Source organism: Bradyrhizobium forestalis, assembly GCF_002795245.1.
Taxonomy (GTDB): domain Bacteria; phylum Pseudomonadota; class Alphaproteobacteria; order Rhizobiales; family Xanthobacteraceae; genus Bradyrhizobium; species Bradyrhizobium forestalis.
Window position 1 is genome coordinate 15,516 of sequence record NZ_PGVG01000043.1, and the last position, 19,726, is coordinate 35,241.

A 19,726-nucleotide genomic window follows, 5' to 3' on the forward strand; every position below is an offset into this window, starting at 1 on the left:
CCGTAGTAAAAGGGGAGCATCTCGATGCCAGAGACACTGATCAAGGTCGATCTCACCAAGTCGGCTTACGAAAATGACATGGTGCACAACCGCTGGCACCCCGACATCCCGATCGTGGCCTGGGTCAATCCCGGCGACGATTTCATCATCGAGACCTATGACTGGACCGGCGGCTTCATCAAGAACAACGATTCCGCCGATGACGTGCGCGACATCGACCTGTCGATCGTGCACTTCCTGTCCGGCCCGATCGGCGTCAAGGGCGCCGAGCCCGGCGACCTCCTCGTGGTCGATTTGCTCGACGTCGGTCCGCTCAAGGAGAGCCTGTGGGGCTTCAACGGCTTCTTCTCCAAGCAGAACGGCGGCGGCTTCCTGACCGACCATTTCCCGCTGGCGCAGAAGTCGATCTGGGACATCAAGGGCCTCTACACCTCGTCGCGCCATGTGCCCGGGGTGAATTTCGCCGGCCTGATCCATCCCGGCCTGATCGGCTGTCTGCCCGATCCGAAGATGCTGGACACCTGGAACAAGCGCGAGGCCGAGCTGATCTCGACCAATCCGACCCGCGTGCCCGGCCTTGCCAATCCGCCATTCGCGCCGACCGCCCATGGCGGCCGCGCCAAGGGCGATGTGAAGGCCAAGATCGGCGCCGAAGGTGCGCGCACCGTGCCGCCGCGCGAGCATGGCGGCAATTGCGACATCAAGGATCTCTCCCGCGGCTCGAAGATCTACTTCCCGGTCTATGTGCCCGGCGCGGGTCTCTCGATGGGCGACCTGCACTTCAGCCAGGGCGACGGCGAGATCACCTTCTGCGGCGCCATCGAGATGGCCGGCTGGCTGCACCTGAAGGTCGAGGTGATCAAGGATGGCATGTCGAAATACGGCATCAAGAACCCGATCTTCAAGCCGTCGCCGATCACGCCGAACTACAAGGACTATCTGATCTTCGAGGGCATCTCGGTCGATGAAGCCGGCAAGCAGCACTATCTCGACGTCCACATCGCCTATCGTCAGGCCTGCCTCAACGCCATCGAGTATCTGAAGAAGTTCGGCTACTCCGGCGCCCAGGCCTATTCGATCCTCGGCACCGCGCCGTGCCAGGGTCACATCTCCGGCGTGGTCGACGTGCCCAACGCCTGTGCCACGCTGTGGCTGCCGACCGAGATCTTCGACTTCGACGTGATGCCGTCGGCGGCCGGACCCATCAAGCACATCACCGGCGACATCCAGATGCCGATCTCACCGGACACGTGATCCCTGCGCGACGGGGTGCGGGACGGCGTGTACTTGCCGCCCCGCATCCGCCGCCAGGTGTGTTGAAGAAGCTATAGCGTGGGGATGATGCAAATGCCGGTCTACGAATATCTCTGTGACGACTGCGGTCCATTCAAGGACCTTCGCCCGATGGCGGAATGCGACGATCCGCAAAGCTGTCCGCACTGCGAGACCATGGCGCCCCGCGTCATCCTGACCGCGCCGAATTTCTTCTGCATGCCGGCGGACAAGCGCAAGGCGCATGCCGTCAACGAGCGCAGCACGCACGCACCGCAGACGCTGGCGCAGTACAAGGCCTCGCACGGCCCCGGCTGCGGCTGCTGCTCGTCAGGCAAGACCGTCAAGGACACGGGCGCGACGGACAGGAAGAAGCCTGCGCGGCTGATGACCAAGACCAGGAGCGGCGCCAAGGGCTTCCCGACGGCGCGGCCCTGGATGATCAGCCATTAACACCACGCGATGACCTCACACGAATAGAAGACAGGAGCGCTCAACATGCTTCACGGCGATATTTCCAGCAGCAACGACACGGTCGGCGTCGCGGTGGTCAACTACAAGATGCCCCGCCTGCACACCAAGGCCGAGGTGCTCGACAACGCCCGCAAGATCGCCGACATGATCGTTGGCATGAAGGTCGGGCTTCCCGGCATGGATCTTGTGATCTTCCCGGAATATTCCACGCAAGGCATCATGTACGACTCCAAGGAGATGTACGAGACGGCGTCCGTGGTGCCGGGCGAGGAGACCGCGATCTTCGCCGAGGCCTGCCGCAAGGCGAAGGTGTGGGGCGTGTTCTCGCTCACCGGCGAGCGCCACGAGGAGCATCCGCATAAGGCGCCCTACAACACCCTGATCCTGATGAACGACAAGGGTGAGATCGTGCAGAAGTACCGCAAGATCATGCCGTGGGTGCCGATCGAGGGCTGGTATCCCGGCAATTGCACCTATGTCTCCGAGGGTCCGAAGGGTCTCAAGGTCAGCCTGATAATCTGCGACGACGGCAATTATCCGGAGATCTGGCGCGACTGCGCCATGAAAGGCGCCGAGCTGATCGTGCGTTGCCAGGGCTACATGTATCCGGCCAAGGAGCAGCAGGTCATGATCTCAAAGGCGATGGCCTGGGCCAACAACGTCTATGTCGCGGTCGCCAATGCCGCCGGCTTCGACGGCGTCTATTCCTATTTCGGCCACTCCGCGATCATCGGCTTCGACGGCCGCACCCTGGGCGAGTGCGGCGAGGAGGATTACGGCATCCAGTACGCCCAGCTGTCGAAACATCTGATCCGCGACGCGCGCCGCAACGGTCAGTCGCAGAACCATCTCTACAAGCTGGTCCATCGCGGTTACACCGGCATGATCAACTCCGGCGACAGCCCGCGCGGCGTGGCGGCGTGCCCGTATGATTTCTACAAGAACTGGATCAAGGATCCCGAAGGCACGCGCGACATGGTCGAGGCGATGACCCGCTCGACGCCGGGCACCGACGAGTGCCCGATCGACGGCATTCCCAATGGGGCAGCGGCGAGCAACTACTGAGTCATCGCGGATGCCGCGGGGCGATACGGGCGCGAACCCTGTATGCGCAGAATGAGAATATTGGCCCGGCAAAACCGTGGCGCGGTTGCAACATAGGAGTCGGATTCTGCCTCGGTTGTGCGCCAAACGGGCGCATTCCGGCGCCGCCGTAGTTCTACGGAGCCTCGTCATAGCCTAAGTTCCCGGCGGAATTGCTGGGAATGGGGGTGTCGCGTGAGTGAGGGGCTGTGGAGGCGGCAGGGTCGACTGCGCCGATCCGTCGCTGCGTCGCTCGCCGGCGTATCGGCGGTCTTCGTCGGCCTCAGCCTTTGCGCGACGCCGGCCAACGCGCTCTGCGCACCCGATCCGACCACCAGCGGCCAGACCGTCACCTGCAGCGGCACGGATGCGGACGGCTTTCAAGCCGGGGGTGGCGTCGACAGCCTCAATGTCAATGTGCTCTCCGGCGCGACCGTGAGCGACAACGGGACGGTCTCGATCGGCGTCAACAATTCGAGCACGGTCACCAACAATGGCAGCCTGTCGGCAGGTTCGGGACTGATCGGCATCGCCGCCGCAAATTCGAACACGGTGACCAACAGCGGCAGCATCACGGTGCTCGACAACGGTAGCGGCATCCTTGTGATCGACAACAACGTCATCGCCAATGCGGGAACGATCACGACCGGTGATAGCGGCGCCGCCATCCGGATCGGCGACAACAACATCGTCACCAACAGCGGCGCGCTGTCGATCGGCGCGTCAGGCGCGGGTGTGTTCTCCGGCCAGAATAACACGATTACCAATGCCGCGATGGGGACGATCACTGGGGCTGACGACTCGATCGGAATTTTCATCATTTCCGGCGCCACCGTGACCAACGCAGGTGCGATCACGGTCGGGGATTCCTCGGGCTTCTCTGGCGGTATCCTGGCGATCAGCAACAACAATACGGTCACCAACACGGCCACCGGCAGGATCACGGTCGGGCAGAACGCCGCCGGCATCTTCATGCAGGGCAACGGTCAAACCGCCAGCAATTTCGGCGCCATCACGGCCGGCGACTCCGGCGTCGGCATTGCCGTGCTGGGGGGTGACGATGCCAAGGTGACCAACGGCGGCACCATCACCGCAGGTGACAGCGCGGCCGCCGGCATCTCGGTGCAGGGCGACCGGGCTACGATCAGCCAGAGCGGCACGATCAATGTCGGTGTTGGCGGCGCCGGCATCGCCTATTCCGGTTCGTCTGGCACGATCACCAACAGCGGGCGGATCACGGGTGCCGATTTTGCCGATGGCCTCGTGGTTTTCGGCGATTCCAACACCATCACCAACACGGGCACGATCGTCGTCGGTGCCGCCGGCCTCGGCATCGACGTGAACACGTCCAGCACCACCAACCAGGTCGTCAACACCGGCACCATCACCGTCGGTGCTGGTGGTGTCGGCATCAGCCTGAATGGTGGGGCGAATGTCTTCAACTCGGGCATCATCAATGCCGCGGCCGGCCTGGCCGCAATCGAGTTCTGCAGCTGCGGCCCGAACACGCTGACGCTCGGCCCGGGGAGCGTCATCAACGGTGCTGTGCTGGGTGCCGGTACCGACACGTTCCAGCTCGGCGGCACCGGCAGGGACACGTTCGACCTCGGCCTGATCGGCAGCGGTCTCCAGTATGACGGCTTCTCGACCTTCAACAAGGTCGACAGCTCGACTTGGACCGTGACCGGCACCGGCAATCAGGACTGGAACGTGCTGGGTGGCACGCTTCTGCTCGCCGGCACCATGAACGGCACCGTGAGTGTTGCCGCTGGCGGCACCTTCGGCGGCATCGGCACGGTCGGCACCACTACCATCAATGGCGGTACGCTGGCGCCGGGCAATCCGACCGGCACGCTCACCGTGTCCGGCGACCTCACCTTCACGTCGGCGTCGAGCTACACGGTGCAGGTCTCGGGTGCCAGCAACGGCCTCGCGGTCGTCACGGGCACGGCGACGCTCGGTGGTGCAACAGTCGTCGTCGTCCCGACCGGCTCGATCGCGAAGCACTACACGATCCTGAATGCGGGGACGCTGCCGGATACGTTCAATCCCGTGGTCGCGGGCCTGTCGCCGAACCTGCACGCGACGCTCAGCTCCGATCTCCACAACGTCTATCTCGACCTCGCGCTGGGCTATAGCGGCGGTCTCAACATCAATCAGCAGAACGTCGCCAACGTGCTGACGAATCATTTCAACAGCACCGGCAGCCTTCCCGTGGCGCTCGCCAATCTCTCGCCGGCCGGTCTGACGCAGGCTTCCGGCGAATCGGGCACGGGATCGCAGCAGGCGACCTTCAACGCGATGAACCTGTTCCTCGGTCTGTTGACCGATGTGTTCGGTTCGGGGCGCAGCGGTGCGCCTGGGGCGACGCCGTATGCGAATGACGCGAGCGCCTATGCTGCGACCGGCAGGAGTGCGCGTGACAGAAGCGGGCGCGACGCCTTCGCCTCGATCTACCGCAAGGCGCCGCCTGCGACCTTCGAGCAGCGCTGGGACGTGTGGGCCGCCGGCTATGGTGGCTCGCAGACCACCGACGGCAACACTGCCCTCGGCTCCAACACCACCAGCAGCAATGTCTACGGTACGGCCGTCGGCCTCGACTATCGCTTCTCGCCGTCGACGATCGCCGGTTTTGCGCTGGCCGGCGGCGGCACCGGCTTCAACGTCAACGGGCTCGGCTGGGGGCGCTCCGACCTGTTCCAGGCCGGCGCTTTCGTGCGGCACACGGCGGGACCGGCCTATATCACCGCCGCGCTTGCCTATGGCTGGCAGGATGTCACGACAAACCGCATCGTCACCGCCGCAGGCGTTGATCAATTGCGGGCGCAGTTCACCGCCAATGCCGTTTCGGGCCGGATCGAGGGCGGCTATCGCCAGGCCACACAGTGGATCGGCCTCACGCCTTATGCCGCGCTCCAGGCCACCATGTTCAGCCTGCCGAACTATTCGGAGTTCGCGGTGGTCGGCAACAACACCTTTGCGCTCAACTATGCCGCCAAGGACGTGACCAGCAGCCGCACCGAGCTCGGCCTGCGCGCCGACAGGTCATTTGCGGCGGCCGGCGGATTGATGACCCTGCGCGGCCGTCTCGCCTGGGCTCACGACTACAATCCGGATCGCACCGTCGGTGCGGTATTCCAGACGCTGCCGGGTTCGGCGTTCGTCGTGAACGGTGCCGCGCAGGCCCGCGATGCCGCGCTGACCACGGCCTCTGTGCAGATGAACTGGATGAACGGCTGGTCGGCGTCGGCAACCTTCGAAGGCGAATTCTCGAACGTCACGCGGTCCTATGCCGGCAAGGGTGTCGTCCGCTACGCGTGGTAGGCGCGCCTACAGGCTCAGGCGGGACTGCCATCCTCCCCTGCCCCTCCAGGGACCCTCCAGGGGAGGGTAAGCATCACCGCTTCTTCTGCTCGGGGTTGCGCGGCGGGCGCGGGGCGGCAGCGGGCGAGGGCGTGCCGGCCATCTTGTTAGCGGCCTCGCTGACGTCGAGCAGCGAGCGGCGGATGTCTTCGAGGTAGGTCGCCGACTTCTTCTTCATGGTGCCGGCAAGCTCGTGCAGTCCCTTGACCTTCTCGAACAGCTCGTCGGCCTTGCCATCGACGAAGCCGGGCACCACCCCCTCGATCTTCGAGACCGCCTTGTCGAAGCCCGCGAAAGCGCTGTCGACCTTGGCCATGACGGAGTCGATTTCGCCGCCCTTGCTCCTGAGATCGGCGGTGTAGGTCTCGAACGTGTGCAGGCCCTCCTTGATCGCGGGGGCGTTGTTCACGATCGTGCGGTCGACACTGTGCAGGGTTTCGACGATGGATTCGGCGTCGCTGAGATCGGCCGTCAGCACGGGGATGCCGTCTGAGTCCAGCGGCACCGGCGGCGCGGAGGGGGCGCCGCCGATCAGTGAGATCGCGGCAATGCCGGTGAGGCCCTGGAACTCGATGCCCGCCACGGTGTCCTTGCGGATCGGCGCGGTGTTGTCGAGCATGACGAGCGCCACGATCCTGCGCGGGCTATCCAGCTTGATCGACAGGATCTGGCCGGCGGGAACGCCGTCGAAATTGACCGGCCCACCTCGGCGCAGTCCGCTGGCGGAGCCGCCCTCGAACACCACACGCAACTGGCTGCGGCTCTGGATCGTACGCCATTTCTGCACGCCGAGCAGGCCGCCGAACGCCACGGCGATCGCCGTTAGCGTCGCCGTTCCGATCACCAGATTGCTCGCGCGTGCCATGCAGAGACGATTCTACGACCAAAGCGGGGAAGTTGGAAGGAGCCCGCAATGGTACATCGGGCGGGTTAACGACTTGTCCGCCGAAGCTCGAAGAGCGAAGGCGGAAGCGTAACTCGCCAACGCGACGTCAATGCCCGGCCGCACGCTTTGCCGCGGCGTTGTTCAACACGATCAGGGCATCGACGGCCACGCCCGTCTTGCTGTTGATCAGGAACGGGTTAACGTCGACCGAGGCGATCCGGTCCCCGGCATCCGCGATCAGGTTGGAGAGCCCGACCAGCGCCTTCACCGCCGAGGTCTCGTGCAAGGCCGGCCTGCCGCGATAGCCGCGCATCTTGATGCCGGCCTTGGTGCGGCCGATCAGGAGCCGGGCTTCGGCCTCGTCCAGCGGTGCGCCGGCGAGGGCGACGTCCTTCATCAGCTCGATGTCGATGCCGCCGGTGCCGAACAGCACGACCGGCCCCATCTCCGCATCGAGCGAGGTACCGACCACGAGCTCGAGATCGGCCTTGACCTGCTGCGCGATCAGGATGCCGTCCAGCTTCGGGTTGCCCTTCAGCTTCTTCACCCGCGCGGTGATATCGGCGAACGCCTTCTTCACCTCGGCCACGCTGTTGAGGTTCAGCACTACGCCGCCGATGTCGGATTTGTGCAGGATGTCGGCGCTGACGACTTTTGCCACGACCGGGAAGCCGATCTGCTTCGCGATCTTCACCGCCTCCGCCGCCGTCTGCGCGATCGCTTCCTTCGAGATCGGGATGCCGTAAGCCTTCAGCAGCGTCTTCGAGGCGACCTCGTCGAGCGCGGCGCCGTTCGCGGATTTCAGCGTCTTTTCCAGCACGGCGCGTGCGGCGGGCTTCGAGCGCGAGACGATGTCGGGCACCTCCTTGCGCAGCTTCGCATAGGCGAGCAGCGACTTGATCGCGGTCACCGCGCGGTCCATGCCCTGCATGACCGCGAGATGCGGCAGCGATTTGCGCAAGCCCTTGGTGAACTCGGTGAAGCCGATCGACATCGCGCTGATATAGATCACGGGCTTGGAAGCCCGGCTCGCCATCTCGTTGACGATGCGCAAATTGCGCTCGCGCAACTCGTGCGGTGCCTTGGGCAGCTCGGCATCGACGATGACGATGTCGATGTCGGGATCGTCGATCATCAGCTTGATCGATTTCATATAGACGGAGGGATCGACCACCGCGGCAAAGCCGGCGTCGAGTGGATTGCCAACGATCGATCCAGGCCCGAGCATTCTTGCCAGTTCCGCGCTGACATGCGGGCTCAGCGGCGCAAAGTTCAGGCCTTCGGCATAGAAGGCGTCGATCAGCATGCCGCGCTTGCCGCCGGAGAGCGTGACGGCGGCGAGCCGGTCGCCTTTGGGAACGGCAGAGTGAACGAAGCATTCGGTGGTCTCGATCAACTCGTCGAGGCCGCCGACCCGGATCACCCCTTCGCGCGTCGCAATCGCGTCGAACGTCTCGATCGAGCCTGCGAGCGCGCCGGTATGCGCCATCGCAGCGGCGCGGCCACCCTCTGACGCCCCCAGCTTGAGCGCGATCACGGGCTTGCTGGCGGCGCGCGCCGCCTTGCAGGCGTCGCGGAAGGCCTTGGTGTTGCGCACGCCTTCGAGATAGACGACGATCACCTTGATGCTCGGATCCTCGGCGAAATAGCGCATGAGGTCGGGCGTCTCGAGCCCGGCCTCGTTGCCTGTCGTCACCATGTAGCCGACACCGACACCCCGATCTTCCAGCGCCTGACGGATCGCCATGACGATGGCGCCGGATTGGCCGGCGATCGCCACCGCGCCCTGTTCCATGGTGACGACGCGATCGTCGATGTTGGTGAAGAGCTTTTCGCCGGCGCTCAAATTACCGAGGCAATTCGGGCCAGTGACCGCAAGTCCCGTCTCGCGCACCGCCGCCTGCAATTCGGCGGCGAGCTTCTGGCTCTCGTCATCCTGCAACTCGCTGAAGCCCGAGGTGACGATGGTGGCCGAACGCGCGCCGGCCGCAGCCGCGTCGCGGATCACCTGCACGGCAAAGCGCGCCGGCACCAGCACCAGAACGTGATCGGGCGTTTCCGGCAGGCTCGCGAAATCCTTGTAGCAGGTGACGCCCCAGATGCTCTCGCGTTTGGCGTTGATCGGATAGAGCCCGCCTTCGAAACCGTATTTGACCAGATTGTTCCAGATGCGCTCGGCATAATTGCCGGGTTTGTCGGTCGCGCCCACCAGCACGATGTTGCGCGGGTGCAACATGGCGTGGATGCCCTTGACGATATCGCTGGCATCGGGCGGCGGAAACCATGGACGGAGCGCGGACGCAGCAGACACATGGGCTTCCATGGCGTGACCTCACCTGTTGTTCTTGTTTGGTGGCGCGTCACTCCCTTCTATGGCGAGTCCTTCTGAGTGGCAACCATGTGGGTGTCATGCCGTGTGGTGGAATGAAGTGCGCATCGGGGCGTGGTAGTTCGATCGGCGATCTATCTGTCGGCTCCAATCAATGTTGCATGCAGGATGTAGCGCTCGGGGCCGGAGGTGACGGCGTCGAACGGCCAGCAGGTCGCGAGAATGAGCTCGAATCCCTGTGCCGCGGGATCGATGCCGGATGCATCGAAACGGACCACGGCCGAAGAATCCGCGCGATAGCGAAAATGTCGACTGTCGCTGCGTGTGACATCGATGACGTCACCCATGGCAACGTTCCGCAGGAAGCGGAAATGCGTGTCGCGATGGGCGGCATAGACGGCAATCCCGCGTTCGCCCGCGTCAGCCGTTTGCTGGACATGGCCGGGTCCGAAAGCGAGCGCCTGTCCGCTCGCACCTTCCAGCACGATGGCGCTGGCGCCGATCCGCTTGACCTCGATCCGCGCGACCGGCCAGGTGTCGGCCCACGACCACGGCTTGACCGCCTGTCCCGTCGCGATGCTTCGGTCAAACGCCCGCTCCAGCAGCACCTGCGCCAGCCATGCCTTGGCCTGGATGTAGGCGCCATCGCCGAACAGGATGAGGCCGATCAGCGCCAATACCAGGGGAGAGATGAGGCGGGGCATCTGTATCTCTTTGTTGGTCATTCCGGGGCGGCTCGTAGGGCCGAACCCGGAATCTCGAGATTCTCAGGTGCGCAACTGCGCACCGTAGCTCGATGCTTTGCATCGCCCCGGAATGACATCCCAAAAAGGCGCGCGCGGCCGTTGGTATGGGACGGGCAGCCGCGCGCGCTGAAGCAGAGGAGTTCGGGGTTGCTCCTCTCTCAAGCGGCGTCAGTGAGCAAGGGCCGACGCCGGTTGAACACGAACAAGATCAGGGCGAGCACGATCAGGATCAGGCCTGCGATCATCTTCAGCTCGGCCGAAGTTGCAGTCTTGGGCAGGCGGATCGCGTCCGGCGCAGCAGGCGTCGGCCGTCGCGTCGTCGGCTGATTGCGTGCATCGGCATGACGTTCGCGCAGCTGCGCAGGTACCTGCGGTCGCTCGCCGAACACCTTCTCGAAGTCCCAACCGGCGGGCAGGTTGATCGGCAGTTCGCTGAGCTTGAGCGGCGCGCCCTCGGGACGGCTCGGCGTCTTGTCCACGGCGACGAGACTGGTCAGCCGCGTGACGATCTGATGGTCGAGCGCCAGCGCGAGAATCGTCTTGTCGGCGTCCTCCGGCGTCATCTCGCGCAGCGTGCGCGCGACTTCAGCGTCGCCGATCTTGCGCTTGGCCCAGAGCTTTGACAGGCCCTTGCCTTCGGCGGCGTCTTGCAGCGGCAGTGTCACCGACCACGGACGGTCGCCGACGCGCCCCTTGATCTCGAGCGAGCCCGCGAGCTTGTCGAGCTTCGCCGCCAGCACCAGCGGTTCGTCGCGATAGACGTCGGGGATGATCGCCGGGGTGACATCGGCCGTCGCCTCTGAGAATTTTGCGGTGAGGCCGGTCACGGCCGGATTTTCCAGCTTGGCGAACAGGCCGCGCATGCGCTCCTCGACCTGTTCGACGGAGCCGATATGGGTGAAGGCACCGCGGCCGAGCTCGGCGGCACGCGTCATCAGATAGGTGTTGGGCGCCGACCCGATGCCGACCATGAACACGCGCGAGCGGCCGCGCATCGTCGTGATCGCTTCGAACAATTCCTGCTCGTTACCGATCGCGCCGTCGGTCAGGAACACGACCTGGCGAACCATGCTGCTGTCAGCGAGCTTGTCGGTGAGCGCCGCACGCATCGCCGGCACCATCTCGGTGCCGCCGCGCGCCTGTAACGCGCGGACGAACGAAGTTGCCTCCCTGACATGCGCGGCGTCCGCCGGCACGGAGGCCGGAAACAGCACGTCCATGGTGTCGTCGAAACGGATCACGTTGAAGCGGTCATCCGGCTGGAGGCGGCCGAGGGCATAAAGCAGGCTCGCCTTGGCCTGAACGATGGAGGTGCCTCCCATCGAACCGGAATTGTCGATCACGAACACGACCTCGCGCGGCAACGGCTTCTGCGTCGCCTGCTCGGCGCTTGGCGGGGTGACGAAGGCGAGCAAATAATCGGCATCGCCGACGCGTTCGCTGAACAAGCCGACCGACGGCGCCTTCGCAGCGGCGGGCTTCCAGCTCAGCTCGAAATCGCGGTCGGCGGGAACTGCGCCGTCGGCGAGGGTGACCACGCGTGTCGTGTTATCAGGGCTTTCGACTTTGACGTTGTGGTGGTGGCTCTTGACCTCGCCGAGCGCAAAGCCGGCCTTCAGGCGCACCGTGATGCTGGTCGGATTGACCGGCGCGTTCTTTGCGGGGTCCAGCACTGGCGGCGAGATGCGGTCGCGATCCGGTACCGGGTCGGACGTTGCTGCGCCCCAGCCCGAGCCGTCCTTGCGGAATTCGACGCTCTGCACGATCGGCGCCGGATTGTAGCGCGGTCCGACCACGAGCGGCAGGCGCAACGAATATTCGTTGCCGGATTGATGCACCGGCTCCTGATATTCGATCTGCACCAGCACGGTCTCGCCGGGACCGATATTGGCGACCGAGTTGGTGAAGATATTCGGCCGTTCCTGCTCGGTGAGCGCGGCCTTCTGGCCGGCGCGGCGCGCCTCCTCGTAGATCACGCGGGCCTGCTGCCGCTCCTTGATGTCGCCGATGATGACGCGGTCGCCGACCACCATCTTCAGCGTATCGACGGCGCCGCCGGTCGCGAGCGGATAGACATAGGTGGCTTCGACCCAATCCTTGCTCGGGTTGCGGAAGACCTGAGTGACCCGGGCGCGCAGCGTTGGGCCGGAGACAGTGATGTCGACGTCGATACCGAGTCGGATCGCCTCGGTGATGGCGCCGTCGTCCTTCAGGAGCAGCGTACCGGACCGTGCATCGCCGGGCTGGAGCAGACCGGCCTGCTCGGTCGTTGCCGACCAACTCGTCCCGAAGCTGACGAGCAGGGCCACGAAGGCCATAAGCATCACCGCGATGCCCTGCGCGAGAAGAAACAATCCGAGCTTGATCAGCCGGCTCAACATGGGATGCTCGTCACTGTCGGCTGTGTCGTAGGTGTTCATTTGGCCAGCTCCCGGAGGGACGTTTGCTGGCTCTGAGCATTCGCCGGGAGGAGCTGATTTCGCGAGCAGAATGATCGGCAATGTTCCGCCGCGGCCGGCCCGGACTTGGCTCCGCCGGGGCGGCCATGTGCGGTTTTGTGCTGGTTTGTCCGGCCTGCTAGAATGTCGCTGCTGGAGCAGGGTTAACGATGCAGACACAGGACAGACTCCCCGACAGGCAGCTCTCGGACGAGCAAAGCCGTGAGATCGCAGAGACCATTCGCGAGGAGCTCGCCAGACGTCGCATCTCTCGGCAGGCGCTCGCCGAGCAGGCCAAGCTCAGCCTGTCGACGCTGGAGAAGGTGCTCGGTGGACGCCGCCCGTTCACGCTAGCGACGACAGTCCGGCTGGAGCAGGCGCTCGGTGTCTCCTTACGTAAAAGCGTCGTCATGGCGACACCTCCGGCCGCAAACGATGTCGCGCCCGACAGCCTCGGCTCCTATGCGCATCGCGCCGTCACCTGGCTCGAGGACGTGTACATCACCTTGCGGCCGTCGTTCGGCGACAAGGATGCGATCTTCGCCTATCGCACCGAGATCGTCTGGGAGCCGAAGGTCTCGTCGCTGGTCTTTCGGGAGGGCGATCGGACTGATGCCGCCTACGAGCATACCGGCGAGGTCGCCGTCCCCCATCAGTCCGGCTTTATCTACCTCGTCATCATCAAGCACGGCCAGCATCGCGTGATCACGGTGTCGCGGCCGACGGTTTCCGGCGAGATGTACGGCATCATCTCGACGCTCCGCGCCGGGCCTGGCTCGCAGCTCACGCCGATCGCTGCGCCGATTGCCTATGTGCCGCTCAGGAATATTCCAAAACCGTCCTTGGGACGGGTTGCGCCGGACGATGCCAACCATGCCTTGTATCGAAAGCATCTGCGGCGCACCGTAGAGGAGCCCTTCGCGCTGTTCCTGCCTGGCTAGGCAGGGAGTCGTTGTCGCGGGGTGGGCAGGCACTTCAAGAGAGGCACCTCAACAAAGCGCCCGCGAGGGGCGCTTCGATCAGGCGTTGGCGGCCTTCTTGTCTACTTCGGAGGCCACCGAGAACTCCTTGCGCAAGGTCGGCTTGTGGATCTTGCCGGTGGCGTTGCGCGGCAGCGCATCGACGAAGCGGATCTGGCGCGGGCATTTGAAGCGCGCCAGATTGGCCGCGCAATGGGCGAGGACCTCGGCCTCGGTCAGCTTCTGGCCGGGCTTCATGGCCACGATGGCAAGGCCGACCTCACCCCATTGCGGATCGGGAATGCCGATCACGGCGGCTTCCGCGATGGCCGCGAGCTGGTGCAGGACGTTCTCGACCTCGGCCGGATAGACGTTCTCGCCGCCGGAAATGTACATGTCCTTCCAGCGATCGACGATGTAGTAAAAACCTTCCTCGTCGACGCGTGTGGCGTCGCCGGTGTGCAGCCAGCCGTCGGTAAAGGACGTCTTATTCGCCTCCGGCCTGTTCCAGTAGCCCGGGGTGATGTTGGGACCCTTGACCCAGAGCTCGCCGAGCTCGCCGACGTCGGCGTCGGTGCCATCGGGGCGAACGATGCGCACCTCGGTGTGCAGCACCGGCTTGCCGGCGGAGCCGGCCTTGCGCGCCGCGTCCTCGCGATCGAGCACCAGCACGGCCGGTGAGGTCTCGGTCATGCCGTAGCCCTGCTGAAGTGCCACACCGCGCGCCTCCCAGACCTTGAGCAGCGGCACCGGCATCGGCGCGCCGCCGACACCGCCGACGATCAGCCGGCTGAGATCGGTGGTCGCAAAGGCCGGGTGCTGTGCCATGAACTGGTAGATCGCAGGCACGCCGAAGAACACGTTGATGCCCTGCGCGGGATCGTTGATCAGGCCGAGCGCCGTGCCGGGATCGAAGGCGCGCATGATCATCACGGTGCCGCCGGCGTGCAGCACCGGATTGGTGTAGCAATTGAGCCCACCGGTGTGGAACAGCGGCAGCACGGTGAGCAGCACCGACGATGGCCCGATGCAGGCGGGGCCGCCGAGATTGACGCAATTCCAGAACGTCATGCCATGGGTGATGGTCGCGCCCTTCGGATGCCCCGTGGTGCCCGACGTGTACATGATGGTCGAGATATCATCGAGCGTGACTTCTTCGGCGCGGTCGAGCGGCTTTGCGGCGGCAATGCCGGCTTCATAGGATCCGCCGGGGCCGAGCAGCAGGCTGGTTGCAATGTTGCAGAGCTTCGCCACGCTAAGCGCTGTCTCCGCCAGGTCCGTATCGTGGATCATCACCTTCGGCGCGCAGTCGGCGGTGATGAACTGGAGCTCGGGGACCGTGAGTCGGGTGTTCAGCGGCACGAAGACGGCGCCTAGCCGGCCACATGCGAACTGCACCTCCAGCGTATCGGTCGTGTTCAGCGCCAGCACCGCGACGCGGTCGCCGCGTGAGACCTTCAGCGTGTGACGCAGGAACGAGGCGAGGCGCGAGACGCGGGCATCGAGCTGCGAGTAGGTGAAGCGGCGTTCGCTCGCGAGGTCGATGAGCGCGACCTTATCAGGTGTACGGCGGCCATGGTGGACGATCCAGTCGTAGTAGCGAACGGCCAAAAATCCCTCCCTCGGCGGTCTTGTGCCGCCTATAGCCCGATTGCCGGGCACCATGCCCGGCGTGGCCGCGAGGGCCAGCCGGAGTTTGTGCACCACGTCTTTTTTGATCCGGAGTTGGCCTGCGACGGGCGAAAATCGTCTTGCGTTGAGTTGCTAGGATATGCGCTGCTCTGGCGTGGTTCCTTCAGTCAGCCACTCTGCGCAAGTGAACGGCAAATGTTCCAGCCATGGTGGACGAGACGAATCCGCCAACAAGGCGAGAGTGCAATGAAGAGCCCGTTCTATACTGCCGAGCACGACGCCTTCCGCGACGTCATGCGCCGTTTCGTCGATAAGGAGATCGCGCCTTTCGCCCATGAATGGGACGAGGCCGGCGAATTCCCTCGCGAGGTCTACCGCAAGGCGGCCGAAATTGGCCTCCTCGGGCTTGGATTCCCCGAGGAATATGGCGGCATTGCCGCCGACCAGTTCATGAAGATCGTCGCCAGCCAGGAACTGGCGCGCGCCGGCGCCGGCGGTGTCAGCGCCAGCCTGATGAGCCACACCATTGGCTCGCCTCCGATCGCCCGCGCGGCGCGATCCGAGGTGAAGGCACGCGTGCTGCCGCAGGTGCTCTCCGGCGAGAAGATCTCCGCACTCGCGATCACCGAGCCGGGCGGCGGCTCCGATGTCGCCAACCTGCGCACCCGGGCGCGGCGCGACGGCGATCACTACGTCGTGAGCGGCGAGAAGACCTTCATCACGTCAGGCATGCGTGCCGATTATCTGACCGTTGCCGTGCGTACCGGCGGCGAGGGCGCCGGTGGCGTCAGCCTGCTCCTGATCGAGGGCGACACGCCCGGCCTGTCACGGACCAAGCTGAAGAAGATGGGCTGGTGGGCCTCCGACACCGCGACCTTGCATTTCGACGAGTGCCGCGTGCCAGCCGAGAATCTGATCGGCGAGGAGGGGCAGGGCTTCAAGATCATCATGCAGAATTTCAACAGCGAGCGCATGGGCATGGCCGCGAGCTGCACCGCCTTTGCACGCGTCTGCCTCGATGAGGCGATCGCCTATGCCAAGGAGCGCAAGACCTTCGGCAAGCCGCTCGCGCAGCACCAGGTCATCAGGCACAAGATCGTCGACATGGCGCAGAAGGTCGCGGCGTCGCAAGCGATGCTGGAGATGCTGGCCTGGCGGCTCGAGCAGGGCGAAAGCCCGGTCGCCGAGATCTGCATGATGAAGAATCAGGCGACGCAGACCATGGCGTTCTGTGCCTCGGAAGCCGTGCAGATCTTCGGCGGCGCCGGTTTCATGCGCGGCATCAAGGCCGAGCGCATCTATCGCGAGGTCAAGGTCAACGCCATCGGCGGCGGCACCGAGGAGATCATGAAGGATCTGGCGTCGCGGCAGATGGGGTTGTGACCATCACCGTCATTCCGGGGCGACGCGAAGCGTCGAACCCGGAATCCATCGGGCGGCAGATACTGTAGAGAAATGGATTCCGGGCTCATCGCTTCGCGATGCCCCGGAATGACGAGAGGACAAAAATGCTGTTCACCGCCGACCACGACGACATCCGCCGCTCCCTGCAAAAGTTCATCGCCAACGAGATCAATCCTCATGTCGATGAATGGGAGAAGGCCGACATCTTCCCGGCGCACGAGCTGTTCAAGAAGATGGGCAGCCTCGGCTTCCTCGGGCTGAACAAGCCGGTCGAGTTCGGCGGCTCCGGCCTCGACTATTCCTACGCGCTGATGATGGCGGAGGAGCTGGGCGCCATCACCTGCGGCGGCGTGCCGATGGCGATCGGGGTGCAGACCGACATGGCGACGCCGGCGCTGGCGCGCTTCGGCTCGGACGAGGTGCGGCGTGAATTCCTGGCGCCGTCGATTTCGGGCGACTACGTCGCCTGCATCGGCGTCTCCGAGCCCGGCGCCGGCTCCGACGTCGCCTCGATCAAGACTCAGGCGCGCTCCGACGGCGACGATTACGTCATCAATGGCGGCAAGATGTGGATCACCAACGGCACGCAGGCCGACTGGATCTGCCTGCTCGCCAACACCGGTGACGGGCCGGTTCACCGCAACAAATCGCTGATCTGCGTGCCCATGAAGAGCAAGGGCGTCACGGTCGCGCGAAAGCTCGACAAGATGGGCATGCGCTCCTCCGACACCGCGCAGATCTTCTTCGATAATGTCCGCGTACCCAAGCGCAACCGGATCGGCGAGGAAGGCAAGGGTTTTACCTACCAGATGATCCAGTTCCAGGAGGAGCGGCTCTGGGGCGCGGCGGCCTGTTTGAAGGCGCACGAATACATCATCGACCAGACCATCGAGTACACTCGCAATCGGAAGGCCTTTGGCCAGAGCATCCTCGACAACCAGGTTGTGCACTTCAAGCTCGCGGAGATGCAGACCGAGGTCGAGCTGCTGCGCGCGCTGATTTATCGCGCCGCCGAGCAGCTGGTTGCCGGCGAGGACGTGACCAGGCTCGCGACCATGGCCAAGCTGAAGGCCGGCCGGCTCGGCCGCGAGCTCACCGACGCCTGCTTGCAATATTGGGGCGGAATGGGCTTTACCAACGAGACGCCGGTCAGCCGCGCCTATCGCGACAGCCGCCTGACCTCGATCGGCGGCGGTGCCGACGAGGTCATGCTGATGGTCCTGTGCAAGATGATGGGTACGCTGCCCGGCAGCAAAGGGAATGCCTGATGATCACGCTCTATCACTGTGACGCCGCGCGCTCGTTCCGCCCGCTTTGGATGCTGGAGGAGATGGGGCTGCCTTATGAATTGAAGATGCTGCCGTTCCCGCCGCGGGTGTTCGCCAAGGATTATCTTGCGCTCAATCCGCTCGGGACCATCCCCTTCCTGATCGACGGCGAGACCAGGATGACCGAGTCCTCCGGCATCTGCCATTATCTCGGTATCACATACGGGCCGACACCGCTGATGGTTGGGCCGGAGGATCCCGCCTATGGCGCGTTCCTGAACTGGATGTATTTCAGCGATGCCACGTTAACCTTCCCGCAAACGCTGGTGCTTAGATACACCCAACTCGAACCGGAGGAGCGCCGCAACCCGCAGGTCGCGACCGATTACGCAAAATGGTTCTTGGGGCGCCTGCGAGCGGTCGAGGCAGCGACGGCCAATGCTGAAACCTTGTGCGCGGACCGCTTCACTGCCGCTGACATTGTCATCGGCTATGCGCTGCGCCTCGCCGACAGTATCGGCCTCGCCAAGGATTTTGGGCCAAATGTCGCGGCCTATTGGGCGCGCCTGCAGCAGCGCGACGGCTTCAAGCGAGCCGTTGCTGCTGAGCAAAAGGCCGGCGTCGAGCAGAACGTTGCGCCGAGGGTGAGGGCGTAAGTCGCTTTGCCGTCGTTCCGGGGCACGCGAAGCGCGAACCCGGAACCTCGCGCCACAAACTCGGGATTCCGGGGTCGCCCTTCGGGCGCCCCGGAATGACGAACTGTGGCCGATGACAGCGCTATCCCATCGTGACAGCGCCCAAATTTCCGTTAAGGTGACCTTCGTCCGCAGCGGCCAGAGAGCCGCGCGAGGAGGACCCCCAATGGAAGATAAAGGTCGCGAATCCGACCATCTGATGCTGATCACGCCGGAGCGGGTGTTCTATGCCGGCCTGCTGGGCCGCCCCCGCAAGCGGACCCCCGGTTGCTGTCACGTTTATGTGGCGGTGAAGGGCAATCTGCACCTGACCATCGACGACGTCCTCGCCACCGGCGAGTTGTTCGTCACCCTGCCGAACCAGCGGCACTCCATCGCCAGCGACTATCGCACCGCGATCAGCGTGACTCTGGAGCCGGAAAGCATGCCGGATGGCGTGATCGAGGCCTTGGCCGCGCGGCTGACCGGGCTCGACCGGGCCGTCTACGCCCGCAAGATCCTTGCCGCCTACGCGCTGCTGCGCCAGCGCCGCTATGGTGACATCACCACCGCCGAGTTCGACGAGATGTGTTTTGGCGAGGCACTGCCGCGCCGCGTGCTCGACCCCCGCGTGATGCGCGCGGTCGCCCGCATCGAGCGCTTCTCCGGCGAGCCGGTGACGGCGGACACCTGCGCTGCGGAAGCGGGTCTCTCCGCCTCGCGCTTCCTGCATCTGTTCAAGGAGGAGACCGGCATCTCATTCCGCTCCTTCCGGGCCTGGAAGCGCGCGCGGCATCTGCTGCACTTTGCCAACCAGGACCTCAACCTCGCCCATCTCGCGCAGGACATCGGCTATCCCGACAGCACCCACTTCAGCCACTCGATCCGCCGCTTCTACGGCTTGAAGCCGCGCGCGATCTTCGTCGGCTCGCGCGACCTTGCGATCTATCGCAGCACCGAGACGGTGCGGCTCGCGGAGGCGAGTTAGCGCCGCTCTCGTAGCTTCGTAGGGTGGGTTAGCCCCGCAGATGCGCGAAGCGCATCTGCTCGGCGTAACCCACCTCTTCTGCATCCACGGAGATTGACAGTGGTGGGTTACGCCTTCGGCTAACCCACCCTACGAAGTCGTCGTTTTTCTCAGCTTCTCCGCGCAAGAAGCCGCATGTCGCGCGTCACATGATCGCAAGCGTTGAATTCT

General features: G+C 64.6%; 14 protein-coding genes. 9 read left to right on the top strand and 5 right to left on the bottom strand.

Translation table 11 applies throughout. From position 1 onward, the window contains the following. Window positions 1-24 precede the first annotated feature (24 nt). From fmdA to CVM73_RS32715, 4 genes are all read left to right on the top strand, one after another. Complete coding sequence (gene fmdA, locus CVM73_RS32700) at window positions 25-1,254, top strand: formamidase (protein WP_100235892.1); 1,230 nt, start codon at window positions 25-27, stop codon at window positions 1,252-1,254. 93 nt (window positions 1,255-1,347) lie between these two features. Next, window positions 1,348-1,725, top strand: coding sequence for an FmdB family zinc ribbon protein (locus tag CVM73_RS32705; RefSeq protein ID WP_100235925.1), 378 nt, complete (start codon window positions 1,348-1,350; stop codon window positions 1,723-1,725). A gap of 45 nt (window positions 1,726-1,770) precedes the next feature. Continuing rightward, window positions 1,771-2,811, top strand: a complete 1,041-nt coding sequence (locus CVM73_RS32710; protein WP_100235893.1) for an aliphatic amidase — start codon at window positions 1,771-1,773, stop codon at window positions 2,809-2,811. 213 nt (window positions 2,812-3,024) lie between these two features. Then, on the top strand, window positions 3,025-6,153 hold the full coding sequence (locus CVM73_RS32715; protein WP_100235894.1) for an autotransporter outer membrane beta-barrel domain-containing protein: 3,129 nt from the start codon (window positions 3,025-3,027) through the stop codon (window positions 6,151-6,153). A gap of 73 nt (window positions 6,154-6,226) precedes the next feature. On the opposite strand, the gene CVM73_RS32720 is transcribed toward CVM73_RS32715, so the two are convergent. From CVM73_RS32720 to CVM73_RS32740, 4 genes are all read right to left on the bottom strand, one after another. Beyond that, window positions 6,227-7,057 (bottom strand): MlaD family protein, encoded by an 831-nt coding sequence (locus CVM73_RS32720; RefSeq protein ID WP_100235895.1) that lies wholly within the window; start codon window positions 7,055-7,057, stop codon window positions 6,227-6,229. 127 nt (window positions 7,058-7,184) lie between these two features. After that, window positions 7,185-9,401: an acetate--CoA ligase family protein gene (locus tag CVM73_RS32725; protein ID WP_100235896.1), complete on the bottom strand. Its 2,217-nt coding sequence runs from the start codon at window positions 9,399-9,401 to the stop codon at window positions 7,185-7,187. 140 nt (window positions 9,402-9,541) lie between these two features. After that, window positions 9,542-10,111: a class GN sortase gene (locus CVM73_RS32730; RefSeq protein ID WP_100235897.1), complete on the bottom strand. Its 570-nt coding sequence runs from the start codon at window positions 10,109-10,111 to the stop codon at window positions 9,542-9,544. A 200-nt stretch (window positions 10,112-10,311) separates the two neighbouring features. Continuing rightward, window positions 10,312-12,573: a marine proteobacterial sortase target protein gene (locus CVM73_RS32740; RefSeq protein WP_100235898.1), complete on the bottom strand. Its 2,262-nt coding sequence runs from the start codon at window positions 12,571-12,573 to the stop codon at window positions 10,312-10,314. 188 nt (window positions 12,574-12,761) lie between these two features. Here CVM73_RS32740 and CVM73_RS32745 point away from each other — a divergent pair, with 188 nt between their 5' ends. After that, the gene (locus CVM73_RS32745) at window positions 12,762-13,532 is read left to right on the top strand and encodes a helix-turn-helix transcriptional regulator (RefSeq protein ID WP_100235899.1); all 771 of its coding nucleotides are present in this window, start codon (window positions 12,762-12,764) and stop codon (window positions 13,530-13,532) included. Window positions 13,533-13,610: 78 nt separating this feature from the next. On the opposite strand, the gene CVM73_RS32750 is transcribed toward CVM73_RS32745, so the two are convergent. Next, entirely contained in the window at window positions 13,611-15,161 is a 1,551-nt protein-coding gene (locus CVM73_RS32750; protein ID WP_167407186.1) for an acyl-CoA synthetase, read from the bottom strand. A gap of 267 nt (window positions 15,162-15,428) precedes the next feature. Here CVM73_RS32750 and CVM73_RS32755 point away from each other — a divergent pair, with 267 nt between their 5' ends. From CVM73_RS32755 to CVM73_RS32770, 4 genes are all read left to right on the top strand, one after another. After that, window positions 15,429-16,565 (top strand): acyl-CoA dehydrogenase family protein, encoded by a 1,137-nt coding sequence (locus CVM73_RS32755; RefSeq protein ID WP_167407187.1) that lies wholly within the window; start codon window positions 15,429-15,431, stop codon window positions 16,563-16,565. A 125-nt stretch (window positions 16,566-16,690) separates the two neighbouring features. After that, on the top strand, window positions 16,691-17,854 hold the full coding sequence (locus CVM73_RS32760) for an acyl-CoA dehydrogenase family protein (protein WP_100235901.1): 1,164 nt from the start codon (window positions 16,691-16,693) through the stop codon (window positions 17,852-17,854). Then, entirely contained in the window at window positions 17,854-18,510 is a 657-nt protein-coding gene (locus CVM73_RS32765) for a glutathione S-transferase family protein (protein WP_100235902.1), read from the top strand. The genes CVM73_RS32760 and CVM73_RS32765 overlap by 1 nt, the downstream gene beginning before the upstream one ends. Before the next feature lie 205 nt (window positions 18,511-18,715). Next, window positions 18,716-19,516: an AraC family transcriptional regulator gene (locus CVM73_RS32770; RefSeq protein WP_100235903.1), complete on the top strand. Its 801-nt coding sequence runs from the start codon at window positions 18,716-18,718 to the stop codon at window positions 19,514-19,516. Window positions 19,517-19,726 lie beyond the last annotated feature (210 nt).